Genomic DNA, 25,681 nt, shown 5'->3' with positions numbered 1-25,681 from the left:
AGCTGGACCCATGACCACTGGCAGGCACTCCGCCACAGAACTTGATCCATCGCTCGACGACTACGAACTCGCTGCGGCCCTGGTCCGGGAAGCCGGGCAGCTTGCCCTGCTGATGCGGATGGGCGGGTTGCAAGGAGAACGGAAGACTTCGGTTTCTGACGTGGTGACCGCCGCGGACCATGCGGCTGAGGCCTACGTCCTTGAGCAACTGCGCCGTTGCCGGCCGGACGACGGCATCCTGGGTGAAGAAGGAAGCTCGGTGGCAGGAAGCAGCGGCCGCACCTGGGTGATCGATCCCGTGGACGGTACCTACAATTTCCTGCACGGCTCCACCTATTGGTGCTCGGCGATCGCCTTGAAGCACGACCGTCCGGCCACACATGGGGTCGCCTCGGATGCGGACGTGATCCTCGGGGCCATCTATCAGCCGGAGTTGGACAAGCTCTGGACCGGCGGCGAAGGCCACCCCGCCACCCTCAACGACGAACGGATCCCGGGGCCGTCGGGGGCTGCCCTCAGTCAACTCGGTGCCGCGACCTACATCCACCCCACCTGGCTTGCCGATCCCCGCGCCGCCATGCCCTGGCACGCTGCAGCGGTGTCCGCAGCGTCATTGCGGATGTTCGGTTCCGGCTCCTGCGATCTCGGCCGGGTGGCCGACGGTGAACTGGGCTGCTGGTTCCAGCACAGCTGCCCCGAGTGGGACTGGCTCCCCGGCAAGGCGATCGTCCGCGCGGCAGGCGGGGACACCGACGTCGTGCGCGTCAACGGCCTGGACTGGTTCCTCGCGGGAGGCCCGACGGCGGTCCGCGAGTTGCGTGCGGCGCTCACCTCGGTGCCGCAATTCGCCTGAGCATGCGCTGTCCTTGGCTGGAGGAGTGGACATAGTGCTTTGGTTCCTGTGAGCATGCTCCCTCGTTGGTTGGAGGGGTGGACATAGTGCTGTTATGTCCACTGGTTCAAGCGAAGAGGGGACATGTCCCTGGGGGGGATTGACCCTATTGGGGAGTACCCCGCACAGGGCGCTGGGCAGTTGCTAATCTCCGGACGGCAGCTCAAGCCCAGGGGGAATAATTGGATCAACGCACCGTCCTGCTCGTTTACGGCACCCGTCCGGAGGCCATCAAAATGGCGCCGCTGGTCCATGCCTTGCGCGCAACCGGCCGCTACAAGGCGCCAGTGGCAGTAACCGGTCAGCACCGGGAAATGCTGGACCAAGTCAATGCGCTCTTCGACGTTCACCCCGAGTATGACCTGAACATCATTCAGCCCCGCCAAACCCTTGCCGGGATCACGGAAAAGACCTTGCGGGGAGTCACGGAAGTCCTTCACGACGTCAGGCCGGACGCGGTGGTGGTCCAGGGAGACACCACCACCGCCATGGCCGCGGGGCTGGCAGCGTTCTACCAGGGAATTCCGGTGGTCCACCTTGAGGCCGGACTGCGCAGCGGCAACCTGAATTCACCTTTTCCGGAGGAAGCGAACCGCCGTTTGCTTGGGCAAATCGCCACACTGCATCTGGCGCCCACCTCCACAGGCAGGGACAACCTGCTGTCCGAGGGCATTTCGGCGGAGGACATCGCGGTCACCGGAAATACGGTCATCGACGCGCTGTTGGGGACTGTCAAAAGGGACGTTGAGTTTGCGGAACCCGCACTCCGGGCCATCACGGATTCAGGCCGCAAAATCCTGTTGGTGACTCTCCACCGACGCGAAAACCTGGGCCAGGCCATGATGGGCGTGGGCAAGGCGCTCGCGCGGATCGCGGCCCAGTGCCCCGAGGTGGAAATCGTCCTTCCGATGCATCGGAATCCAGCTGTGCGGGAGGCCGTCCTGCCCGAAGTAGCAGGTGTCCAGAACATCACCATTACGGAACCCCTCGACTACGTGCAATTCACCAAGCTCCTGAGCCTGTGCCACGTGGTCCTCACTGACTCGGGCGGGGTCCAGGAAGAGGCGCCGGCCCTCGGGAAACCCGTTCTGGTCATGCGTGACAACACCGAACGCCCCGAGGCCGTGACGGCGGGTACGGCCCGGCTTATCGGGACGCATGCGCAAACCATTGTGGACGCCGTCAACGCCTTGATGAGCGACGACGCGCTGTATTCGGATATGGCCACCGCAGTGAACCCCTACGGCGACGGCGGCGCGGCCGAGCGTGCCGTGGCGGCCATCGACTCCATGTTGGGGACGGGTCAGCGACGCCCCGACTTCGTCGCTTAACCCATTCGGGTACCTTCGGGAAGCGCTCGCCTCGGGCCTTGTTTACTTTCTCCACGGGGGACGTGTGTCCTCCAAGGTTTCCGTTGCAACGCGCCCGGCGTGATTGCAACTCTCACGAGGGGGCAAAACTTGAATACGAGACACAGGACATGGTCCGCCGCGGTGGGCGTCAGCGCTATCGCAGCGCTGGGTTTCGGCCTGGTAGCGGCACCAGCAGCAACAGCCGGACCGACTGACGCTATTTCTTCGGGCAGCGGACAAATCATTGACGGCAGCGTCCTTGCGATACCGAACTTCGCCGGCGTGGCATCCAACGGCGCGGCAACTGCCCGGCAGATCGGCACCCCGCCATCCGGCCCGGCCGTCATTGAAAACAGCACTCCGCTCGATCTTTCCGCCGCCTTCGGCATAGTGAACGTCGGTGCGGGAAACATTCCGCTGCTGGGCAACAACGGCATCATCCAGCTGGGCGCGGTCAGCCAGTATGGAAAGGCCGTCAATGACGGATCCTCCGCGGCGTTCTCAGGTACTGTCTCGGGAGCACCGGGCCTCGTCACCCTGCCCGGCGGCCTGCCGACGTCGGGAAGCCCCAGTATCCCGGCGGCTGAAATCAAAGCGGGTACGGCCAACATCCTTGGTGGCGCCGATCTCGTGAACCTGGACCTGAAGATCACCACTCTGGCCGCCGCCGCCAAGCAGGACCAAGGGGCGGCTCCCGCCGGTGCCTACTCGATTGCCGGCGTATCTGCTGATCTTGGCGGAACGGTCATTGGCGGAGTTGCCGGCACGGTTGGCACAGCCATCAACACTGCCAACCTTGTCCTGGGTCCCTTGGGCGTCACTGTGGCGAATCCTCTTGCAGGCGGCACGATCTCCATCACCGAGGCAGACCTCCTGGCCGTTGCCGGTGTGCCGAGCCTCAACGCCCTGCCCCCTGGCACGGACCTCGTTTCGTTCCTGCCGCAGGCTGTTGCCGCCAAGATCACCAGCGTGGTCAACTCCACGCTCGCCAGCGCGACCGCCGCAGTCAACGCGCTCGGACCGATTGCGCAGATAACTGCTGGCCCCGCACTGGCCGTTCTGACCGCCGCCCTGAACGGCGTCGTCTCCGGAGTGTCCTCTACCATCGTGACCCCGTTGTCCAACGCTTTGACCGCATTGGTCTCGGCGAAGGTCAACGTACAGGAAAGCAACGGAGGCACCTTCACCGAGCGTGCGCTCCAGGTAGGCATAGCCGGCGGCAGTATAGCCACCGTCGACCTCGCCAACGCCTCCGTGGGTCCGAACCTGCTTGCAGCAGCAATCCCGGTGGTCAACAACGACACCTTGGCCATCAGCGGCGTAGTGGCATTGCTAGCGCTTGTTTGCTGGTTGTTGATGCGTGCACGCCGTCGGACCGCGGTTCCGGCCGTCTGATTGCGTCTGCCCGCACCTGTCAAGAACCACGGAAGGAATGTGCAGCATGTACGGAAATAGTTTGACGACGGGGGGAGCGGTGGCGGGCACCGGAACCCTCGCCGTCACCGGGGCACCGGCCCTTGGCTGGGTCATCCTCCTGGGTATTGCGTTGTTGGTCGCCGGGTTCGTGGTCCTGCGCAACAGCAGGCTCAAGACCGCGAAGCGGGCTGCCGACCGCAAGGATTCCTAGCTGCATCATCCGCGGGGCGGCCCCACCTCAGGGGGCGCCCCGCTTCACCTTCTCTTGAAACGGCCGTAAACAGCCTCAAAGCACTATCGGGGAGACATGTCAGTACTCGAGTCCGCGCAAGCCTTGGCATTCGTTCTGTTGGTGGTGTTCCTGGCCTACATCAGTGTGATCCTGGTTCCGTTCCTGCGCAGGACTCCCGATCCGGAGGGAACACCGGGAGGCTTCACTTGGCACGTGTTCATCCCGTGCCGCGACGAGGAGACGGTGATTGGAAATACCCTGGCGAAGCTGCGGAGACAATTCCCCGAGGCCCACGTTTGGGTTGTGGACGATGCAAGTGAAGACGCCACGGCCCACATTGTGCAGAGCGTATCGGTGGCCGACCCCTTGGTTCACCTAGTGCGCCGCTTTCTCCCGGACGCCCGTTCGGGCAAGGGCGACGCCCTGAACGCGGCGTACCGGGCCCTGGATGATTGGCTGCCTTCCGGGGCCGACCGCGAAACGGTGATCGTCATGGTGCTCGACGCCGATGGGCTCATGTCCGAAAATGCGTTCCGCCAGGCCGCCGGACCGCTTGCCTTCGGGGATCCCGAGGTGGGAGCCGCCCAGACTGCTGTGTGGATGTCCAACGTGGATGACCCTGCACTGAAGACGGCCGTAGGATTCGGACGCGTGAAGCAGGGCTTCGCCCGGTACCTCATCCTTATGCAGGACATGGAGTTCCGCACCACCATCGCCGCCATGCAGTCGCTCCGACGCCACACCTTGACCGTTGGTTTGGGCGGCAACGGGCAGTTCACCCGGCTTTCCGCCCTCGACGCGATCGCCAGGACCTCCGGGGAGCCTTGGCATGGAGCCCTCCTGGAGGATTACGAGCTCGCGATCCACGTGATGCTGAGCGGCTACAAGACCGTCTACATGCATGACGCCCATGTGTCGCAGGAGGCACTTCCGGGGCTTCGCCGACTGCTGACCCAGAGAACCCGCTGGTGCCACGGCGGAATGCAGTGCAGCAGCTACCTAGGGAGAATTTTCGAGTCTCCGTACTTCAGCAACATCGGGGCCATCGAATGCAGCTATTTCCTGGTCCAGCCGTTCATCCAGATCCTGGGCCTGGCCTTGTGGCCCACGCTGTTCATCACGATGGTGGCCCAGGGCTCCCTCACGATGGGTGGCTTCCAGGCGTGGCTGGCGGCGTCCTGGTTCATCATCCCGCTCATCATTGTCACGGGCATCGCGCCTTTCGCTTTGTGGGGTCCCGTCTATCGCAAGCAGGCAGTCCCGGACAAGAGCTGGTGGGCGGGCGTCCTGTGGGGAGTTGGCTACTGGCTCTACATGTACCAGAACTACGTTTCCGTGTTGAGGGCAACTTACCGCTTGGTCACGGGACGCCAGGGCTGGGCGAAAACCCGGCGCAACAATGAGGACGACGCCCAGCTGTTAGCGAAGGAAGCCTAGTGTCCATGAGTGTCCAATACTCCAGAGGCCCACAAGGCCAACGGGTCGCAACGCTCCGCTCGAGCCAGGGCGGTATTCTCCCCGGCCTGGTATGCCTGGCGGCGGCAGCCCTGGCCATGCTGCAGCAGGAGAGCATCCGCAGTCTCGAGGCCTTGAGCATGGCCTGGGTGTTCGAACGGGTCCTGGGAGGCTCGTCCTACAGCGTCCGCGACATCGTCTTCCACAACATCGGCGGTGGGCAACCCTTCGGCCTGATGGTGACCGGATTGTGCTCAAGCGCGGTACTGATCGCCCCCGTCCTGGCCTTGACCGGTGGTTTGTTCCTCATGGGCCGTATCGCGGTGCCACGATTGGCCCGCGCCGCCGCATTGGCATTGCTGATTGTCGTTGTCAGCAACGGGTTGAGGTTCTTCATGATCGCGGGCGCACAGCAGGCCTGGGGAGAGCAGGGGTTCAGTATCATGCATCATTTCCTCGGTTCTTTCGTGGTGATCGCCGGCTTTGTCGCGGCCATCATTGTCCTGGTCCGCGCAGGCAAGACCAGCCGGGGGCGGCGTGCCGCGTAGCTTGGCGAAACGGGCGACGTCGGGGGCTGCAGCATTCCTGATTGCAGGGCTCCTGAGTGGATGCAACCAGACACTTCCCGGGGCGCCCACCGGCAACCCGGCAGTGGGCGAGTGCCACCTGATTGTCTCGCCGGAACAATTCGACGCCGTCAGCGAACCAAGCCCACCGGTCTCCTGTATGGAGGCGCACACCGCCCAGACCTACAAGGTCACCCAGGTTCCGGCTCCCTTGTCAGGTCAGGAAACAAGGCCGGGACAACAGGAACTCAAGGTACTCACCCAGCGCTTGTGCGACGTTGCCTCACTCCGGACGTATCTCGGCGCCCGTGAACGTGATGGCACAACAGGCCTGGCCATCGCCGCGTACGCCCCGAGCCGTGACGACTGGGAACGCGGCGCCCGGGCTGTGCGCTGCGACGTGCTCCTGGCCGCCAACGACGGCACTCCCCGGACCACCACCGCGGATTTCAAGGGCGTGCTGGCCGGCCCCGAGTCGGCCGCCCTGCGGCTCTGCTATCGACAGGAAATCGCCGAAGGCCAATTGAGCGACGACGGCGTCGACATTCCGTGTACCGAACCCCACACCGCAGAGGACGTCAGTGCCTGGGTCAATCTGGACAGCAGTGTGGCCACCCCTGCCGCGCGAAACGCGCGGTGCCTGCCTTATGCCTTGCAGTTCCTCGGCGCTGACGCGCTCCCGGCCGGAATCGCGCTGCGTCCGATCATCCGGACGGTGAACGGCGCGTACACGGTGCGGTGCGCGGTCGCGCCCCTGCAGTCCAATTTGTAGTCCAGTCCAGGCACCATCACCGGCACGCTCGCGCCGGCGGGAGGGCGGAAGCATGGTTGACGCAAGGCCGGATGCCGAGAAGTCCGAGCCGTCCACGAGGTTCGACCCGGAACCCCTCCGCCGGAAGAACGGGGCCGCGGGCCCGCTGCGCTCCGCGGCCGGTTACCTGGCCAGGACGTTCGGGCCGGGTGAGGTGGGGCTGCGTGAGGTGGGGCTGCGTGAGGTGGGGCAAGGCGCGCCGGGGTCGCTCCGTTTGCGCGCTGTTGCCGGGTTGTCCGGCACGCTTGCCTCGCTCGTCATGATCCTCCGCTTGTTCCTGCCCCGGACCGTTGGCATGGCAGACGACGGGACCGGTCAACAACTGCTTTGCTCTCTGGGCGTCCGGAACCTCAGACCCTGGGGCTATGCCGACTTCACGGATTTCATCCAACCGAGCTGGGTGCCGCATCAGTACTACGGTGAGGCTTGCGGCTTCACTGGATCCGGAGAGCCCGTCTATTCCTCGCAATTGCTGCTCTTGTGGCTCGGGAAATGGCTCACGCCGGTTCTTGGGTGGGGACCTGGCCTGGATACTCGTGCGGTCGGGATCGTCTGCTGTGTTGCCTTCGGCGCCCTCATCGCCGGACTCGTGGCTGCGTTGCCGGGCCGGAAACCCTTCCGTGTGCTGATCGCTGCGCTCGTCACGCTGGTCACGGCGGACGGGGTTTTCGCGGGTTTCTTCGTGTCGCCCTACAGTGAACCCGCTGCGTTCCTGGGCACGCTTGCCTTGGCGGTGGCGCTGCTGCGCTACTGGAACGGGGGAAGGTCACGCTGGGCATGGGTGCTGATGGTGGTCCTCGCGGCCGCGTTCACGGTCTCGGCCATGCCGCAGATGGTCTCGTGGGTGCCGGCGGTTGCCCTGGCGCTCCTGTGGTTGCCTGCCGCGCGCGCCCGACGGCGGGCGAGTTCCACGCGTCGTCGGTGGCAGGCGTTCGTGATGCCCACGGCAGCTGTGGTTGCCATTGCGGGGGTTGCCGTAGCGTTCCTCTCGGTCGAACCCAAGCGTGCTATCGAGGTGAATCTCTACAACACTGTCTTCGCGTCGATCCTGCCCAACAGCCCGGATCCCGTCGCGGATTTGAAGTGGCTGGGACTGGACCGGAGTTTCGTGCCGTCCGCGGGCAGCACGATGGACTCCGTCAATTCAGCGGTGTACAACCCGCATTACCCTCAGTTCGGGGAACAGATCGATCGAGGCAAGATCGCCGAGTTCTTTGCGACCCACCCGGAACGGCTGATCGGCCTCGGGGAGCGGGGAATCAGCGCCCTGCTCACGCCCGAACTCAGTGATGCGGGATCGTACATGGCGGATTCGGGCGAAGGTCCCGCCGTCAAAGAACGAAGGTTGCCCGTTGTCCTGGGCCTGTACACGGCAATGAAAGCAGCACCGGTTGCGTTGGTGGGACTCCACCTGCTGACCTTGCTCTTGGGCTTCGCCGTTGCCGCTCGACGGAAGTCCGCAATAGGACGCCTTGCCGTGGTGATGGTCCTCGGCTGCTGGGCGCAGTTCTGGGTTGTTCTCATTTTGGACGGGCAGGCGGAGATCCACCGCCAGATGATTGCGGCCGGGTTCATGTCGGCATTGTGCGTTCCGCTCTTGGTGGCCTTGGTGAGCATTCTTGCGTCGAAATCGACGCAGCCAGGATCGCAGCCGGCCGCCGTCTAGCTCAGCCAGCCGTCTTTTCGAAGCTGATCCTGAAGGCTGATGATGTTTCCCACGGTGAAGCCTGCGGCTGCGTAGCGTTGCCGGACCCGGTGCAAATGGGATTTGACCGTCTGCTCGCTGATCGCCAGAAGGTCCGCCACCTGCCTGATGCTTCGGGGCGTGGGCCCAAGGTACAGCTCCACAAGCCGCCGTTCCCTGACGGACAACTCGACTCTCGTGCTGGCTGTTGACTCAAGCATGCCCTTGATATCCGGATGAAGGTATGGCCGGCCGGATGCCGCCGCGCGGATCGCGGCCGCGGTGTGGCCCGGGGCGGCGGACTTGGGCACAATGGCCAGCGCGCCGGCGTCGAGGGCTGAGTTGATGGCCATCACAGGCTGCTGGTCCGCCAGCAGGACCACCTGCATCCCCGACGCCCTCAGCGAGGAGACGATACCGGCAAGATTCGGGGCTTCGCTTCCGTGAAGTTCACCGACGACGGCGACATCGGCCTTGGCGGCCCCGTGACCTTGGGGCGTGAGGCCTTCCAGAGGCCAGGAAGAGGCCCCGGCCAGGACGCGGATTTCCGGAGCGTACACGAGAAGCCACTGTGACAAGGAGTCGACCAAAAGCTGGTGGTTGTCGATGAGCAGAACGCGGGTCAACGTCGCCACCCGGCTGTCTCAACCACGATGCTGCAGCCTTCCCGGTCATTGTGCGCTTTGCCTAGGCCCAGCGAATCAAGCTCGGTCCACAACAGAGGTGAGAGATGGTTCTTGCGGACTCCGCCAATGCGCCATGTCAGGCGTGCACCGTCCTGGCCGGACTTCTCGGCAAAGAAATGGATCCGGTGGGCAGCCCCTCGCCGCGGAGTGGCGTCGCCCCGGTGTGCGCCCCGCAGCGTGGCGCCCCTTGCCATCAGCATGGTGGCAGCCAGGATGGCCGGGCGTGAGCTCTCCGGCAGCCCTTCCACCACGTCAGTGGGCTGGGCAACAATGACATTGTGGCCAAGGCCCTCGAGTTCCAAGGCCTCAGCAAGCCAATTGTCGGACCATTCCTGCAGTAACAACTGCCGCAAATGACCCGCAAGCTCCCTCGCTTCGCGGGCCGTCGCTGGGTCCAGAGGCAGCGAGGGGGCATGCGCTACGTTGGCAAACAATTCATCGATCTGGGTCTTGGTGACCGCCAGTTCGAGCTCCCGTACGGACGTTTTGGCGTTGATTGCCTGTGTCAGGGCGTCGAGCCGCCCGCTCAGTCCGCTCGCGCCCTTCCGCTGGAGGGCGTCCCTGCGGAATAGCACGCTCAAAGTTCCGACCACACCGGGAAGGAGCGAAAGGAACAGGATGTTCGACGTCGTCCGCGGGTCGGCTCCGGGAGTGACGGCGTGGAGGGCGGTGTTGACTGCCGCGGTCGCGAGCGTGAGGGTGACGAATCCACGAAGGTTCCAGAGGTGGGACACCAGGAGGACTGCGACTGCGGAGAGCAGTGCATTCGCTCCGATCAGGGCGAGCCCCGTTTCCTGCACGGTAGCCAATGCGGCACAGCAAGCGGAAGCAATGGCCAGGACGAGCCACGTGACCCGCAGATTGGCCAGCCGGCCCCGTGGAGTAGCGGCGTCGGATGCCCGGATGGCGACGGCGAGCCCCAACAAGTCGAGGCCTGTAGCCAGGGCGTGCCAGGGGGCAGCGCCCGTCTTGTTGCCGGCTTCAAAAGTGAGATAGAAATTGAGGATCCACAGCACGAAGCAGGCTGTCGCCAGAATTCCACGGGACACGAAGAGGGGTCCCTCCACGCTGGTCCGCGACATAGCCGGCATGGTCATGCGGCCACGGCTTCGAGGAGGATCGTGGTTCCTCGTCCAGGCGCGGAAAAGACCCGCGCACGTCCCCCGGCGTCGCGCATCCGGGCGAGGATGGATTCCTTGACGCCCAGCCTGTCGGTGGGGAGCGTTGTATGGTCAAATCCACAACCGGAATCGCTGACGACCACTGACACGTGGTCCGAGGTCCGGGATAGCAGGACATCCACATGTCCTGCGCCGGCGTGCCTGTCGGCGTTCAAGATGCATTCATCCACTGCCGCCAGCAAGGCAGCTTGGACAGGAGCGGCCAGTGCTCCGGTCGTCCCGTGGATCTCGACGCTGAAGCCGTCCCGTGCCCGTTTCTCGGCGATTCGCCGCAGTCGAACGGCAAGCTCGCCGGGTTCCGGGGTCTCGGGGGGCGTCGAAGCGCCAAAGTCGACGTCGGTCCCTCCTGGCAGCGGTGGTCCCGGCCGGGCCACCGCTCCCGAGGAGGTGCCGGCGTCGAGCATTTCTCCCAGTTGCTTCGAGGAGAGACCGGCGCCTTGGCGGCCGATCACGGTGAGGGTGCGCAAGGCGGTGTCGTGCAAATGCCTCGTGTTCCAGGCCACGGAGCTACGCCGGTTCTGTGCCACGATGTGGGCTGCCACGGATTCCTGGCGCACGGCGAAATCTCCCCAATACAGGGCCAACGCCCGTGGTCCGCCAATCCGCATCGCCAAGGTGATGATCCAGGTCGCCGCGAGTATGAAAGCGCTCGCCGGACGGACGCCCACCGCCGCGGCCGAGATAACCGTGTACCCCAGGACGAAAAGGAACGCCAAGAAGGTGAACAGCATCGAGCGCCAGGTTTTGCGCATCGAGAGGACGAGGACGGAACTCGCTGAAAGGACCAGGGCGTAAGGGAGGAAAACGGGATTGAACTCATCGCGTTGTTCGGAGCCCAACAGTTCCGCGAGCAGGATCAGCCCGAGCAGAACCGCAAGGCGCTGTGGCCACGCATCCGAGTGGAGCATCAGTGCGAAGCAGACGAGGACCGCGGCAAGGACAAGGTACGCGCCCACGAATTCCCACGGCTGGAGCCGCTTGGCCGCAGCCAGGAACAGGCTGGAGGCAATGGTGATGCCCAACCCCAGAAGGGTTCCGTATTTCGACACCACACCGGGGCGGCGCGTAGTCCGAATCCCTCGTTTTCCCCGCATGCCGTTCCTTTGGATGTGTCCCAGAGCCAGCGAACTTGTAGCTCCTAAGAAGCATAATTGGGAGAGCACTTCGGAGCCTCGGTATTTCCCGACTGAGCCGGTATTTGACGGACATCGAGGAAGATCATGCGGGTCCTCCGGTGTCAGAGCCACCGCCTAGACTGGTAAACACCATGGATATGTTGTTTGACCCGTACGCGGATGGCCCCTTCAAAGCTGGAAGCCGAGCTGCCACCAAGGCCGCTCCGGCCATGCTTTCACGCGCCGGAAGCGGCCCTGCGCAGAGTGGTAGTGGGCCGGGCGGCTCTGCGCCTGGCGACTCTGCGTCCGGTGGCGGCGTGTCTTGGGGTGGCGCGCCCGGCGGTGGGCAAGACGGGGGCCACGCGGGCTTGCCGTCTGCGGAGGCATTGCTCGAAGGGTTGAACCCCCAGCAGGAGGAAGCCGTCAAACATGCCGGCAGCCCTTTGCTGATCGTCGCCGGTGCAGGGTCAGGCAAGACCCGCGTGCTGTCGAACCGCATTGCGTACCTGATAGCCACCAGGCGGGCGCACCACGGCGAGATCCTGGCCATTACCTTCACCAACAAGGCGGCCGCGGAAATGCGGGAGCGCATCGAAGCTCTGGTGGGTGCCCGCGCCAAGTCGATGTGGATCTCCACGTTCCACTCCTCCTGTGTGCGCATCCTGCGCCGCGAAGCCGCCAACGTGGGACTGAACTCCAACTTCTCCATCTACGACTCCGCGGACTCCCTGCGGCTCATCACCCTCGTAGCGAAGAACTTGGACCTTGACCCCAAGAAGTTCGCCCCCAAGGCCATTCAGCACAAGATCTCGGCCCTCAAGAACGAGCTCATCGACGACGACGCGTTCGCCTCGAGCGCCAATTACAACGAACCGTTCGAGCAGGCCGTGGCCGAGGTCTTCAAGGGCTACACGCAGCGCTTGCGCCAGGCCAATGCCATGGACTTCGACGATCTCATCGCGCAGACCGTGTACATGTTCCGGGCCTTCCCTGCGCTCGCGGAGTCCTACCGACGTCGATTCCGCCATGTCCTCGTGGACGAATACCAGGACACCAACCACGCCCAGTACGCATTGGTCCGCGAAATCGTCGGCGAGGGTCCGCAGGCGAGCGAGCTGACCGTCGTCGGCGACTCCGACCAATCCATCTACGCCTTCCGCGGTGCGGACATCCGCAACATCGTCGAATTCGAGAAGGACTACCCGGAAGCCCGCACCATCAAGTTGGAGCAGAACTACCGCTCCACCCAGAACATCCTGAGCGCGGCGAACTCCGTTATTTCGCGCAACCCCAACCGCCCGGACAAGAAACTCTGGACGGCCGAAGGCGACGGCGAAAAGATCATCGGCTACGTGGGGGAGAACGAGCACGACGAAGCCCAGTTCATCGCCAAGGAGATCGACCGGCTCCAGGACGAGGAGGGCCTGCGTCCTGGCGACGTCGCCATTTTCTACCGCACCAACGCCCAGTCACGCTCCATTGAAGACGTCCTCGTCCGCGTTGGCCTGCCGTACAAAGTGGTGGGCGGTACCCGATTCTACGAACGCAAGGAAATCAAGGACGCCCTCGCGTACCTTCGCGTCCTGGTGAACCCGGACGACGACGTCAATTTGCGTCGCGTCCTCAACGAACCCAAGCGTGGAATCGGCGATCGTGCCGAAGGTGCCGTGGCGGCGCTCGCCGAACGCGAACGCACGTCGTTTATGACCGCGGCACGCAAGGCGGACCAGGCTCCCGGCATGGCCACCCGCTCCGTGAACGCGGTCCTGGGCTTCGTGAAGCTTCTGGATGACCTGGCCGAAGTGGCCTCGGGTTCCGGGGCCGCGGCTGCCTTGGAAGCTGTCCTGGAACAGACCGGTTACCTGGCCGGGCTCCGCGCGAGCACCGATCCGCAAGACGAATCCCGTGTGGAAAACCTCGCCGAATTGGTGGCGGTGGTCCGGGAATACGAGCGCGACAACCCAGAAGGCTCGCTGGGCGAATTCCTCGAGCAAGTCTCCCTCGTAGCCGACGCCGACCAGATCCCGGACGCCCCAGAGGGATCCTCCGAGGACGCTGCCGCGGCCGTGGCCGAGGCCAAGCGGATGGGCGTGGTCACCCTCATGACCCTCCACACGGCCAAGGGCCTGGAATTCCCCGTGGTCTTCCTCACCGGCATGGAACACGGGCTGTTCCCGCATCAACGTTCCGCAACGGATCCGAAGGAACTGGCGGAGGAGCGTCGCCTGGCCTATGTGGGCCTCACCCGTGCACGGAAGCGCCTTTACGTGACCCGTTCGGAGGTCCGCAGCATGTGGGGCCAGAGCCAATACAACCCCGCCAGCCAATTCCTCGAGGAGATCCCCACCGGTCTCGTGGAGTGGAAGCGCGAAGGCACCTCCCGCCAAGTGAGCGGCTGGGGTAACGCCCCCATCGGCTCCGGGCGTTATGGCGGCTCCTTCTGGGGTGCCGGAACGTCGCGCGGCGCTGCCGCCAGCGGCACGGCGGGCTTCAACGCCGACGTGCCGGCCGCCGTCGTACGCAACCGTGTCCAGCCGCAAAAGGAAGTGGTCGCCGTCGTCGTGGGGGACAAAGTGAACCACACGAGCTTCGGCAACGGCACCGTGATCGGCATCGAAGGAGCCGGTGACAAGACCGAGGCAAAGGTAAAGTTCGACGTCGGCGAGAAACGGCTGCTGCTGCGTTACGCGCCGCTGACCAAACTGGATTCCTAGCGGCTTCCGGCGTCCTGTCGTCCTGGCATTATGGTGGCTGGACGCGCCGGAAAACCGCGTCATATAGCGGTTTTTCTACGGTCGATAGAAGTGTGTGCTTACTCACTTAACAGGTACTGTAGAACCGGCTGGCCTCCCCGGGGGGCTAAAGTTCGAGAGGAACTTGCGCAATGTGACCGGCTGTTAGATGGCCGTTCGATGCGCACCTATCCGCAGCCGGTTTTCGCGGTCACCGTGGTTTCCGGCTGTACAGAAACTACTTCGACGTAGAAGGACACTAAACCGTGGACCTGTTTGAATATCAGGCGCGCGATATGTTCGAAGCGCACGGTGTACCCGTGCTCGCCGGCATCGTGGCGCACACTCCTGAAGAAGCAAAGGCTGCTGCCGAGAACATCGGCGGCGTGACCGTCGTCAAGGCGCAGGTAAAGGTCGGTGGCCGTGGCAAGGCCGGCGGTGTCAAGGTCGCAAAGTCCGCTGACGAAGCGCTTGAGCACGCCACCAACATCCTTGGCATGGACATCAAGGGCCACACCGTCAACAAGGTCATGATCGCCCAGGGCGCCGACATTGCTGAGGAATACTACTTCTCCGTCCTGCTGGACCGGGCCAACCGCAACTACCTGGCCATGTGCTCGGTTGAAGGCGGCATGGAAATCGAGCAGCTTGCCGTTGAGCGCCCGGAGGCACTCGCCAAGGTCGCCATCGATCCCGCCGTCGGAATCGACCAGGCCAAGGCCGACGAAATCGTTGCGGCTGCTGGTTTCTCCGAGGAACTGCGCGGCAAGGTTGCTTCCGTCATCCTGAAGCTCTGGGACGTCTTCAAGAAGGAAGACGCAACCCTTGTTGAGGTCAACCCGTTGGTCAAGACCGGCGCTGGCGACATCGTTGCCCTTGACGGCAAGGTCTCGCTGGACGAGAACGCAGGCTTCCGCCACCCCAAGCACGCTCACCTTGAGGACAAGGACGCAGCCGACCCGCTCGAGGCCAAGGCCAAGGCGCAGGACCTCAACTACGTGAAGCTTGACGGCTCGGTTGGCATCATCGGCAACGGCGCCGGTCTTGTGATGTCCACCCTTGACGTCGTTGCTTACGCAGGCGAAAACCACGGCAACGTCAAGCCGGCCAACTTCCTGGACATCGGCGGTGGAGCCTCCGCTGAGGTCATGGCCGCCGGCCTGGACGTCATCCTCGGCGACGAGCAGGTCAAGAGCGTTTTCGTGAACGTCTTCGGCGGCATCACTGCGTGTGACGCTGTGGCAAAGGGCATCGTCGGTGCACTGGCCGAGCTTGGTGTCCACGCCAACAAGCCGTTGGTTGTCCGTCTCGACGGCAACAACGTCGAAGAGGGCCGCCGCATCCTGGCCGAGGCCAACCACCCGCTGGTTACCCTGGCAGCCACCATGGACGAGGGCGCCGACAAGGCCGCCGAACTCGCCAACGCAGCTAAGTAAAGGGACGCAAGACTATGTCTATCTACCTCAACAAGGACTCCAAGGTCATCGTCCAGGGCATCACCGGCGGCGAAGGCACCAAGCACACCGCCCTGATGCTCAAGGCCGGCACCAACATCGTCGGTGGCGTCAACGCGCGCAAGGCCGGCACCACGGTGCTCCACGGCGACAAGGAAATCACTGTCTTCGGCACCGTCAAGGAAGCCATTGCAGAGACCGGCGCCGACGTCTCGATCGTCTTCGTTCCGCCGGCATTCACCAAGTCCGCCGTCGTTGAAGCCATCGAAGCAGGCATCGGCCTTGTCGTTGTCATCACCGAAGGCGTGCCGGTCCAGGACTCCGCCGAGTTCTGGGCACTCGCCCAGGCCACGGTTGACGCTGACGGCAATCAGATCACCCGCATCATCGGCCCGAACTGCCCCGGCATCATCACCCCGGGCGAAGCCCTGGTTGGCATCACCCCGGCAAACATCACGGGCAAGGGCCCCATCGGCTTGGTCTCCAAGTCAGGTACCTTGACCTACCAGATGATGTACGAACTGCGCGATCTTGGCTTCTCCACCGCCATCGGCATCGGTGGCGACCCCGTCATCGGCACCACCCACATCGACGCCCTGGCTGCGTTCGAGGCTGACCCGGAGACCAAGGCAATCGTCATGATCGGCGAAATCGGTGGCGACGCAGAAGAGCGCGCAGCCGACTTCATCAAGGCCAACGTCACCAAGCCGGTTGTCGGCTACGTTGCAGGCTTCACCGCCCCCGAGGGCAAGACCATGGGCCACGCAGGCGCCATCGTCTCCGGCTCAGCGGGTACGGCTCAGGCCAAGAAGGAAGCTCTCGAAGCTGCAGGCGTGAAGGTCGGCAAGACGCCGTCCGAGACCGCCAAGCTGCTCCGCGAGGTCTTCGCAACCCTCTAGCAGGACCCTGCGCAGGCGCTCTCTGCGCGACCATAAGTACGACGGCGCCCGTCACCTTCCATGTGAAGGTGACGGGCGCCGTCGTTGTTTAACTGTGGATAGGCCGGCGAACGTTGCCACGACAAACACTCGCTCACCTTTGGCGGCCTTTTCACAAACGCTCGCTCACCTTTGGCGCCTTTTTCACGAACGCTCGCTCACCTTTGAAGGCTTTTGGCCCGGCGCTCGCTCACGTCTTGTAAGGGAGCGCCTCGCCGCCGCTTAAGGCCCGAACCTGAAGATCGCCGTGAGACGCCCGAGATCTCACACCAGACGACCATCAAACGCTCATTTTGGTGCTTTGGAATACTCATTTTGTCGCTTACGGACACTCATTTTGTCTTCATTGCACCCCAGCGGCAGAAACGATGGCTTAGCCTCAACCAAGGAGGCGCCGATCCTGGTAGATCAAAATACATAGGGGAACGGGACGAAAACAGCCGTATGGCTTTCCAAGTGCTCTCCGGGTCTGAATGTGCGAGACCCACCTCGACGCAGTGGCTAGTCCTGTTCTGGAATCAACAGATTGGGGAACGCTGTGAAGACTTGGAACCTATTAAAAATGGCACTTGGATGTTTTCTTGCCGTCGCGATTTTGACACCAAGTGCGGCTACGGCTGCGACGGCTCAAGAAGCGATCGACGAGCAACGGGCCGAAACTGCCCTAGAGGCGCTGGACCGCGTGTTGCCCCTTGATCAACCCGTTCATGCCGCAAGCTCAGGGCCTGGCGGCACTCGGTTTCTGGCTGAGCTCACCGACACGGGTGCGCTTTCAAAGGCCTCTGGACACAGCATCGAGCTCCGATTTGTTGATGGGGCGGCAAGAGGGAAGCTCGCGGGAAACCAGAAGCGCGCAGTTTATGGTGCCAGCGGCAATGCCGTGAATTTTGCGGCTTCCGCAGATGGTGGGCGTTTCGCAGCCTACGCGATTATTCACGGTTCTGGTTCTCAAGACTCGTTCGAGTGCGAGTTCTTCGTTGATGGGGCCCCTGCGACTCTGGCTAAAGGATCCACAGGGCAAGTCCTTTTGAAGGATGCATCCGGGAGGTTGATGAACACGATTGCGCCTGCTTGGGCTGTGGACGCCACCGGCAAACAACTCCCGACTTCTTACAGCATCAGAGGCAACGCCCTCACCCAAACTGTTGAGCTCCGGGGTGCGTCGTATCCGGTAGTGGCAGATCCGGCGCTTAGTTGCGATTGGGCGTTGTGCACCCAGCAACTGAATAAGAATGAGACAAATACTGTCGCCAACGTCGGAGGCGGCAATGCAGGAGCGTTTGGTGCGATGTGCGCGCTCGCGATGCCGTGGCTGGGTGTCGCATGCCTGACATATGGGCGGGCGATTTGGAATACAACCGTGCACGCTCGTGACACGGGGCGGTGCTTGGGTATTCAATATGTGGGAACTGGCATGCAGGTTGTATGGCCGGTCATCTACAACGGCCCAAACTGCAGGTAGGAGGCCTCCATGCAAAAGAAATCCGCGCCAATGAAAGATTTCCAAGCCACACTTGCCACGGGTTGGACGGGCTTGATCTCCTGGGTTCTGATGGCTGGCTGCATTTTCCTTCCTTGGTTGCCGGTTGTGCAGTCGATGCCGGGTGCCGTCGCGGCGCTTTCGGTGATGTCGGTTGTTTACGTCTTTATCGTCGTTCCCTTGATCGTCAGCAACAGAAATTCCGACTCTGGAAGGAGCCAATGACCGTTTGGTAGCGGTTGTTTCGATGTACCAGCCCGCCATGACGATGCGCCTCTCCTTGCTAGGGGAGTGGCGCATCGTCGTGTTTGGCCGGGATATCCGAGATCAACCCTGGACCGGGTCTTTAGCATGTCGTTTCAGCGGCGACGCGTTGGATTCTGCTAAATCATTCGAATGGACAAACCTCGGAGGCGCGGAATCTCGTGGCCGTATCCCGCGTCGAGCGGAGTGATCCAGCAGAATCCGACGGCGGCCGGCCGGATTGGGCGCCAGACCGTCCTTGTGGCCCCATGGAAAAGTTTGTTAGTATGTCAGGACAAACTATTAAAGGAGAGCAGATGCCCCTCGTTCGCATTGATGTCAACGAAGGCCGCACACCAGAGCAGCTCGACGACCTGAGCAAGCGGATCCACAACGCTATCCTCGCCGAGTTTGGCATCCCGGAGCGCGACTATTTCCACATCATCACCGAGCATCCCGCAGGCCAGATTGTTGCGCAGGATGCCGGCCTCGGTTTCGAACGAAGTTCCGGCGTGGTCATGATCCAGATATTCACCCAGGGCGGGCGGAGTCGCGAAGCCAAGCAGTCCCTGTTCGCCGCCATCGCCGCCGGGCTCGGCGAGATTGGTGTCGCCGGCGAGGATGTCTTCCTGGGGTACGTCGAAAACAGTGCCGATGACTGGTCCTTCGGCTTTGGCCGCGCCCAGTATGTCACTGGCGAGCTTGCTGTTCCTGTGCGGTAACTGACGCGGTTTGGGGCGGATTCAAGCCCAAGTCGCCGCGTAATTTATGCCATTACGTTTCGTTGTAAATATGTCAGTACAAACCTTTGACAGGACATGAATTCTGGTGCAAAGTAGTGGTTGTGGCCCCGCTCACTGCGGGCCGGCAAAAGCACCGGAGCTCTCACCGTCCCGCAAGAAGAGTTCACTACAGAAAGGTCCGCGATCACCGTGACCCACGAACTGCTCACCATCGGGCGCATCAGCGTTGATATCTACCCGAACGACATCGGTGTGGGACTGGAGGATGTGCAGTCCTTCGGCAAGTATCTTGGCGGCTCGCCGTCCAACGTGGCTGTTGCCGCCGCCCGCCACGGCCGCCGATCCGGCGTGATTACGCGAACGGGGGATGACCCCTTCGGCATCTACCTCCATCGCGAGCTGCGCAAGTTCAAGGTCGACGACGCATTCGTCACCCCGGTGCCGGGCCTTCAGACCCCGGCCACATTCTGCGCGATCCAGCCTCCGCACGACTTCCCGTTGTACTTCTACGGCCGTTTCCCGACGGCTCCGGACCTGCAGATCAAGGCCGAGGAACTCGACCTGGCTGCCATCAAGGACGCCGGCATCTTCTGGTCTACCGTGACCGGCCTCTGCCAGGAACCCAGCCGTTCCGCCCACCTCGCAGCACATGAAGCCAGGCCGCGCACTGGCCTGAACGAGGGCCAGTACACCATCCTGGACCTGGACTACCGGCCGATGTTCTGGGCTTCCGAGGATGAGGCGCGGGCAGAGGTCGCCAAGATCCTTCCGCACGTCACGGTGGCCATCGGCAATGACAAGGAATGCGCCGTGGCCGTAGGCGAGGGAACCCCGGACGAGCAGGCCGACCGCCTCCTGGCCGCCGGCGTCGAGATCGCCGTCGTCAAGCTCGGACCCGAAGGCGTCATGGCCAAGACCCGCACCGAACGCGTTGTCTCCGCTCCCGTCCCCGTGGAGACCGTCAACGGCCTGGGTGCCGGCGACTCGTTCGGCGGCGCCTTCTGTCACGGTCTGCTGTCCGGCTGGCCTTTGGCCCAGATCCTGGACTACGCCAACGCCGCAGGGGCTATCGTCGCCTCCCGCCTCTCCTGCGCCGACGCGATGCCGACGCCGGAGGAAGTCACCTCGCTGCTCGCCGAACGCGGCCGCCTGACCCCTGCCGGCACCGCAGGCGCTGAAGCAGCAGCTTCCCACGCAGCAGTTTCCGAAGGAGCAACACGTTGAGCTTCAATGATGACCCCCGCCGTTACGAGCACCTCAGTGCCATCCGGCTTGAAGATCCCGACGCGGTTGCCCGCGCCGCCGCTGCACGTCGCCGCCACCCGGGCCTGAAGTACGGCTCCCAGAACTTCATCGTCGCAGCCGACCACCCGGCCCGCGGCGCGCTGAGAGTCGGCGCCGACCCGGTGGCCATGGCTGACCGCCGGGAACTTTTGGACCGGCTGCAGATCGCTTTGGCGAATCCCGCCGTCGACGGTGTCCTGGCCTCGCCGGACATCATGGATGACCTGCTCCTGCTCGGGGCGCTTGAGGGCAAGCTTGTCTTCGGCTCGATGAACCGCGGCGGCCTCGCGGGGCTGGTCAACGAAATCGACGACCGTTTCACGGGCCACACCGCAGCCGCCCTGGACGCCCTCGGTGCCGACGGCGGGAAGATGCTTACCCGGATTTGCCTCGGTGACCCGGATACGGCGTCGATCCTGGAATCGACGGCCAAGGCGGTGGACTCCCTCGCAGCGCGCAAGCTCATCGCCATGGTGGAGCCTTTCCTGTCCGTCCGCGAGGCGAACGGCAAGGTCCGCAACGACCTTTCCCCGGACGCGGTCATCAAGTCGGTGGCGATTGCGCAGGGCCTTGGTTCCACGAGCGCCTACACCTGGATGAAACTCCCGGTCGTGGCCGAGATGGAACGCGTCATGGCCGCCACCACACTGCCCACGGTCCTGTTGGGCGGAGATCCGGACGCGGGCCAGGACGAGGTCTTCGCCAGCTGGCAGGCGGCGCTTGCCCTGCCCGGAGTCCAGGGATTGACTGTGGGACGGACCCTTTTGTATCCGGCCGACGGGGACGTGGCCGGGGCCGTGGCCACCGCCGCCTCGCTCCTGAAAACGCCAGCGCTGCTGAAGACACCTGCGAAAGTATCGGAGTAAGAGTAATGTCAACGCGCAGAATGACGGTCGCCCAGGCGGTTGTCGAGTTCCTGTCCAAGCAGTACACGGTGGACACAGTCGGCGGGAGCGAGTACCGGGAGCGACTGATCCCCGGCACCTTCGGGATCTTCGGACACGGCAACGTCGCCGGCGTCGGCCAGGCCCTCAAGCAGTACCAGCAACTCGACCCGAGCATCATGCCGTACTACCAGGGCCGCAACGAGCAAGCCCAGGCGCACCAGGCTGTCGGCTACGCCCGGCACACCCGCCGCCGCCAGACCTTCGCAATCAGCACCTCGATCGGCCCGGGTTCCTCGAACCTGTTGACCGGCGCGGCGCTGGCCACCACCAACAGGCTGCCGGTCCTGCTGCTGCCCAGCGACACCTTCGCCACCCGGACCGCGGACCCCGTGCTGCAGCAGCTCGAGCTGCCCTACGCCTACGACATCACGGTCAACGACGCCTTCCGTCCGCTGTCCAAGTTCTTCGACCGGGTCTCCCGCCCGGAGCAGTTGTTCTCGGCGTTCCACCACGGCCTGCGCGTCCTGACGGACCCGGCCGAGACCGGCGCGGTCACCATTTCGCTGCCGCAGGACGTCCAGGCAGAAGCCTTGGATGTCCCGGAAGAATTCCTGGCCGAGCGCGAATGGCGGATTCGCCGCCCCGAAGCCGACGACGACGAGATCCGCCGCGCCGCCGAGGCCATCCGCGCCGCGAAACGGCCTTTGATCATCGCCGGCGGCGGCGTCCTCTACGCCTTCGCCAACGAGGAACTCGCCAAGTTCGCCGAGCTTACCGGCATCCCGGTGGGTAACACCCAGGCCGGCGTGGGCGTCCTTCCGTGGGACCACAAGTTCTCGCTCGGAGCCATCGGCTCCACGGGCACGACGGCGGCGAACGCCATCGCGGCCGAGGCTGACTTGATCATCGGCATCGGTACCCGTTACGAGGACTTCACGACGGCGTCGCGCACTGCGTTCCAGAACCCCGACGTGAAGTTCGTCAACATCAACGTGGCCGCGATCGACGCGTACAAGCACGGCACCGTGCTGCCGATCGTCGCCGATGCCCGCAAGGCCCTGGTCAAGCTGAACCAGGCGCTCGGCGGCTACCGTGTCGGCGCGGACCTTGAGCAGAAGATCGCGGCGGAGAAGAAACGCTGGGACGGCATCGTGGACGAAGCCTTCGACACCAGGCACACGCCGCTGCCGGCGCAGAACGAGATCATCGGCGCCACCAACCGGGCCATGGATGAGCAGGACGTTGTCATCTGCGCCGCCGGATCCTTGCCGGGTGACCTGCACAAGATGTGGCGTGTCCGGGACCCCTTCGGCTACCACGTGGAATATGCCTACTCCTGCATGGGTTACGAAATCCCCGGCGGCCTGGGCGTCAAGCGTGCCGCCCTGGCCGAGGCCGCAGCGGGCGGCAAGGATCGCGACGTCGTGGTCATGGTGGGGGACGGCTCCTACCTGATGATGCACACCGAACTGGTCACCGCCGTCGCCGAACGCATCAAGCTGATCGTGGTCCTCATCCAGAACCACGGCTACGCCTCGATCGGTTCGCTCTCCGAGTCGCTGGGCTCGCAGCGCTTCGGCACCCAGTACCGGGTCCTGGACAAGGAACAGCACTCCTTCGATGCTGGCGAGAACCTGCCCATCGACTTGGCCCTCAATGCGGAGTCCCTCGGCGCGAAGGTGATCCGCATCGAACCGGGGGAGAAGGTCATCGCCGAACTGGAACAAGCCATCCGCGACGCGAAAGCGGCACCGGAAGAGACCGGACCGATTGTCATCCACGTCGAATCGGACCCCCTGCTGGACGCCCCGAGCTCCGAATCCTGGTGGGACGTTCCCGTCTCGCAGGTCTCCGAACTCGAATCCACCCAACAGGCATACAAAACCTACACAGACCACAAGAACCGCCAGCGCAAGCTGCTCGGCTAGCCCCCAAGCTCCTTCAAGCTACAGACAAGGAAGTCCGCACATGTCGACGACGACCACCCTGACCACCATTAAGCATTTCATCAACGGTGTTGAAACTGCCGGCTCCGGTGACCGCAGCCAGCCGGTGTACAACCCGGCCACCGGGGCCGTGACCGCGGAGCTGCGGCTCGCGAACCGGGCCGATCTTGACGCCACGGTTGCCGCGGCGAAGGCCGCGGCGGAGAAGTGGGGCGATTTCTCCCTGGCCAAGCGCACCGCGGTGCTGTTCAAGTTCCGCGAGCTGGTCGCCTCACACGTGGACGAACTCGCGGCCCTGATCACGGCCGAGCACGGCAAGGTCATCTCCGATGCCAAGGGCGAGATCGGCCGCGGCCTGGAAGTGATCGAGTTCGCCTGCGGCATCCCGCAGCTGCTCAAGGGCGACTATTCGGACCAGGTTTCCACCGGCATCGACGTGTTCTCGTTCCGGGAGCCTCTCGGCGTCGTCGCCGGCATCACCCCGTTCAACTTCCCCGTCATGGTTCCGCTCTGGATGGCGCCGATGGCGATCGCCACGGGCAACGCGTTCATCCTCAAGCCCTCCGAACGGGACCCCTCCGCCTCGATGCTCCTCGCGAAGCTGTGGAAGCAGGCCGGCCTGCCCGACGGCGTCTTCCAGGTCCTGCACGGTGACAAGGAAACCGTCGACGGGCTCCTGACCCACCCGGATGTGGACGGCATCTCCTTCGTCGGCTCCACTCCGATCGCGAAGTACGTCCACGAAACCGCCACCAAGCACGGCAAGCGGGTCCAGGCCCTGGGCGGCGCGAAGAACCACGCGATCATCATGCCCGACGCCGACCTGGACAACGCCGCCGACCATCTGGCGGCCGCCGCGTTCGGTTCCGCGGGCGAGCGGTGCATGGCCATCTCGGTCGCGGTCGCCGTCGGCGATGCCGCCGAGCTGCTGGTGAAGAAGGTCGAGGAGCGCGCCCTGGCCGTGAAGGTCAAGAACGGCACCGAGCCCGACGCCGAAATGGGACCGGTCATCACCCCGGCCTCCAAGGAACGCATCGTGCGGATCGTCACCGAAGCCGAAGCCGCGGGAGCGGCGATGGTCGTGGACGGCCGCGACTTGGTGGTCCCCGGCCACGAAGAAGGCTTCTGGGTCGGCCCCACCGTGATCGACCACGTCAAGACTGAAATGACCGCCTACACCGAGGAAATCTTCGGACCCGTCCTCGTCGTCGTCCGCGTCGAGGACCTGGACGAAGGCATCAAGCTCATCAACTCCAACCCCTACGGCAACGGCACCGCGATCTTCACCTCCTCCGGCGCGAACGCCCGCAAGTTCCAGCGCTCCGTCACCGTGGGCATGGTGGGCATCAACGTGCCCCTACCGGTACCGGTGGCCTACCACTCCTTCGGCGGCTGGAAAGCCTCGCTCTTCGGCGACAAGCACATCTACGGACCCGAAGGCGTGTCCTTCTACACCCGCGGCAAGGTGGTCACCTCCCGCTGGCCCGAACCCACCCACGCCTCCGGCGCTTCCTACAACTTCCCCTCCAACTAGTCCCTCCCACCCAACTGACTAGCAGTAGTTGTCGTTATGGGCCCTCATAACGACAACAAATGCGAGTCAGTTGGGCCGGCCGAGCGCCGTTTGAACAAGGATTGAGCAATGACAGAGAACAAACTCATCATCGGCACGGCCCCGGACTCCTGGGGCGTCTGGTTCGCGGATGACCCCAAGCAGACCCCGTGGGAACGCTTTCTGGACGAAGTGGCCGAGTCCGGCTACAAGTGGATCGAACTGGGTCCCTATGGCTACTTGCCGAACGATCCCACCCGCCTCGCCGAGGAGCTCAAGCAACGCGACTTGAAGGTCACGGCGGGGACGGTCTTCACGGCCTTCCACCGCGGCGCCGCACAGTACGAGGAAGCCTGGGAGCCGGCACGCAAGGTTGCCGAACTGACGGCTGCCATGGGCGGCGAGCATATCGTGGTCATCCCGGCCATGTGGCGCGACGACGTCACGGGTGAGGCTGTGGAAAGCGGGGAACTCACCGAGAAAGCCTGGAGCGACCTGTTCGCCGGCCACAACCGCATGGGCAAAGTGCTGCTGGAAGACTTCGGGCTCAAGCAGCAATTCCACTCCCACGCAGATTCCCACGTCGGCGCCCAGGCCGATATCGAAACGCTTCTGGCGTCTACCGATCCCCAGTACCTGAATCTGTGCCTGGACACCGGGCACGCGGAATACTGCGGAGCGTCCAGCCTGGAACTGATCAAAAACTACCCGGACCGGATCGGCTACCTGCACCTGAAGCAGATCAACCCGGAAGTCTTGAGACAAGTCAACGAGGAGAACATGACCTGGGCCGCTGCCAACCTGGCCGGTGTCATGACCGAACCGCCGAACGGACTGCCGGATCTTCGCGCTGTCATCGAAGCCGTTGAAGGACTTAACCGCCCGATCTTTGGCATTGTGGAACAGGACATGTACCCCGTGGCCTTCGACGTCCCGATGCCCATCGCCAAGCGCACCCGAAACTACCTGCTCTCGTGCGGCTCCCGCACGACTGTCAACTAACGCTGCCTCTCAAGCACAGACAACTAAGGA

At 63.8% G+C, this 25,681-nt stretch carries 22 protein-coding genes; 19 read left to right on the top strand and 3 right to left on the bottom strand.

Annotation, left to right across the window (positions count from 1 at the left end; all coding sequences use genetic code 11):
- Positions 1–10: 10 nt before the first annotated feature.
- From AC4CS3_RS13140 to wsfD, 8 genes are all read left to right on the top strand, one after another.
- Positions 11–853, top strand: a complete 843-nt coding sequence (locus tag AC4CS3_RS13140) for an inositol monophosphatase family protein (RefSeq protein WP_437772604.1) — start codon at positions 11–13, stop codon at positions 851–853.
- 221 nt (positions 854–1,074) lie between these two features.
- Complete coding sequence (wecB, locus tag AC4CS3_RS13135; RefSeq protein WP_490783858.1) at positions 1,075–2,223, top strand: non-hydrolyzing UDP-N-acetylglucosamine 2-epimerase; 1,149 nt, start codon at positions 1,075–1,077, stop codon at positions 2,221–2,223.
- A gap of 129 nt (positions 2,224–2,352) precedes the next feature.
- Positions 2,353–3,639, top strand: coding sequence for a PVV-CTERM domain-containing choice-of-anchor G protein (locus tag AC4CS3_RS13130; RefSeq protein WP_490783857.1), 1,287 nt, complete (start codon positions 2,353–2,355; stop codon positions 3,637–3,639).
- Between the two features lie 46 nt (positions 3,640–3,685).
- Complete coding sequence (locus tag AC4CS3_RS13125; protein WP_441413773.1) at positions 3,686–3,871, top strand: hypothetical protein; 186 nt, start codon at positions 3,686–3,688, stop codon at positions 3,869–3,871.
- 96 nt (positions 3,872–3,967) lie between these two features.
- The gene (locus tag AC4CS3_RS13120; RefSeq protein ID WP_490783856.1) at positions 3,968–5,329 is read left to right on the top strand and encodes an XrtP-associated glycosyltransferase; all 1,362 of its coding nucleotides are present in this window, start codon (positions 3,968–3,970) and stop codon (positions 5,327–5,329) included.
- 5 nt (positions 5,330–5,334) lie between these two features.
- Entirely contained in the window at positions 5,335–5,895 is a 561-nt protein-coding gene (gene xrtS, locus AC4CS3_RS13115; RefSeq protein ID WP_490783855.1) for an exosortase S, read from the top strand.
- Entirely contained in the window at positions 5,885–6,685 is an 801-nt protein-coding gene (locus tag AC4CS3_RS13110) for a septum formation family protein (RefSeq protein ID WP_490783854.1), read from the top strand. Before xrtS ends, AC4CS3_RS13110 begins: the two co-directional genes overlap by 11 nt.
- A gap of 52 nt (positions 6,686–6,737) precedes the next feature.
- Positions 6,738–8,390, top strand: coding sequence for a glycan biosynthesis hexose transferase WsfD (wsfD, locus tag AC4CS3_RS13105; RefSeq protein WP_490783853.1), 1,653 nt, complete (start codon positions 6,738–6,740; stop codon positions 8,388–8,390).
- Here wsfD and AC4CS3_RS13100 read toward each other — a convergent pair.
- From AC4CS3_RS13100 to AC4CS3_RS13090, 3 genes are read right to left on the bottom strand one after another with little or no spacing between them, the layout of a single operon-like run.
- Complete coding sequence (locus AC4CS3_RS13100) at positions 8,387–9,043, bottom strand: hypothetical protein (protein ID WP_490783852.1); 657 nt, start codon at positions 9,041–9,043, stop codon at positions 8,387–8,389. The genes wsfD and AC4CS3_RS13100 overlap by 4 nt on opposite strands.
- Entirely contained in the window at positions 9,031–10,176 is a 1,146-nt protein-coding gene (locus AC4CS3_RS13095) for a hypothetical protein (RefSeq protein WP_490783851.1), read from the bottom strand. The genes AC4CS3_RS13100 and AC4CS3_RS13095 overlap by 13 nt, the downstream gene beginning before the upstream one ends.
- A gap of 11 nt (positions 10,177–10,187) precedes the next feature.
- Positions 10,188–11,369, bottom strand: coding sequence for a sensor histidine kinase (locus AC4CS3_RS13090; protein ID WP_490783850.1), 1,182 nt, complete (start codon positions 11,367–11,369; stop codon positions 10,188–10,190).
- A 173-nt stretch (positions 11,370–11,542) separates the two neighbouring features.
- Between AC4CS3_RS13090 and pcrA the strand changes: the two genes are divergently transcribed.
- The 11 genes from pcrA (at position 11,543) to AC4CS3_RS13035 (ending at position 25,651) form a co-directional block, all read left to right on the top strand.
- Entirely contained in the window at positions 11,543–14,104 is a 2,562-nt protein-coding gene (gene pcrA, locus AC4CS3_RS13085) for a DNA helicase PcrA (protein WP_490783849.1), read from the top strand.
- A 284-nt stretch (positions 14,105–14,388) separates the two neighbouring features.
- Positions 14,389–15,558 (top strand): ADP-forming succinate--CoA ligase subunit beta, encoded by a 1,170-nt coding sequence (gene sucC, locus AC4CS3_RS13080; RefSeq protein ID WP_437772615.1) that lies wholly within the window; start codon positions 14,389–14,391, stop codon positions 15,556–15,558.
- A gap of 14 nt (positions 15,559–15,572) precedes the next feature.
- Positions 15,573–16,475: a succinate--CoA ligase subunit alpha gene (gene sucD, locus AC4CS3_RS13075; RefSeq protein WP_490783848.1), complete on the top strand. Its 903-nt coding sequence runs from the start codon at positions 15,573–15,575 to the stop codon at positions 16,473–16,475.
- Between the two features lie 577 nt (positions 16,476–17,052).
- The gene (locus AC4CS3_RS13070; RefSeq protein WP_490783847.1) at positions 17,053–17,976 is read left to right on the top strand and encodes a hypothetical protein; all 924 of its coding nucleotides are present in this window, start codon (positions 17,053–17,055) and stop codon (positions 17,974–17,976) included.
- Between the two features lie 9 nt (positions 17,977–17,985).
- On the top strand, positions 17,986–18,219 hold the full coding sequence (locus tag AC4CS3_RS13065) for a hypothetical protein (RefSeq protein WP_490783846.1): 234 nt from the start codon (positions 17,986–17,988) through the stop codon (positions 18,217–18,219).
- A gap of 335 nt (positions 18,220–18,554) precedes the next feature.
- Complete coding sequence (locus AC4CS3_RS13060; RefSeq protein WP_490783845.1) at positions 18,555–18,959, top strand: tautomerase family protein; 405 nt, start codon at positions 18,555–18,557, stop codon at positions 18,957–18,959.
- Between the two features lie 210 nt (positions 18,960–19,169).
- Positions 19,170–20,204 carry a 5-dehydro-2-deoxygluconokinase gene (iolC, locus tag AC4CS3_RS13055; protein WP_490783844.1) on the top strand — a complete coding sequence of 345 codons (1,035 nt, stop codon included), beginning with the start codon at positions 19,170–19,172 and terminating at the stop codon, positions 20,202–20,204.
- Entirely contained in the window at positions 20,201–21,130 is a 930-nt protein-coding gene (locus AC4CS3_RS13050; protein ID WP_490783843.1) for a Cgl0159 family (beta/alpha)8-fold protein, read from the top strand. The genes iolC and AC4CS3_RS13050 overlap by 4 nt, the downstream gene beginning before the upstream one ends.
- 20 nt (positions 21,131–21,150) lie before the next feature.
- Positions 21,151–23,079 carry a 3D-(3,5/4)-trihydroxycyclohexane-1,2-dione acylhydrolase (decyclizing) gene (iolD, locus tag AC4CS3_RS13045; RefSeq protein WP_490783902.1) on the top strand — a complete coding sequence of 643 codons (1,929 nt, stop codon included), beginning with the start codon at positions 21,151–21,153 and terminating at the stop codon, positions 23,077–23,079.
- A 40-nt stretch (positions 23,080–23,119) separates the two neighbouring features.
- On the top strand, positions 23,120–24,631 hold the full coding sequence (locus AC4CS3_RS13040) for a CoA-acylating methylmalonate-semialdehyde dehydrogenase (protein ID WP_490783842.1): 1,512 nt from the start codon (positions 23,120–23,122) through the stop codon (positions 24,629–24,631).
- A gap of 108 nt (positions 24,632–24,739) precedes the next feature.
- Positions 24,740–25,651 (top strand): sugar phosphate isomerase/epimerase family protein, encoded by a 912-nt coding sequence (locus AC4CS3_RS13035; RefSeq protein WP_490783841.1) that lies wholly within the window; start codon positions 24,740–24,742, stop codon positions 25,649–25,651.
- Positions 25,652–25,681 lie beyond the last annotated feature (30 nt).

The organism is Arthrobacter sp. SE2, from assembly GCF_058244265.1.
This window is presented reverse-complemented; position numbering and strand designations above follow the sequence as displayed.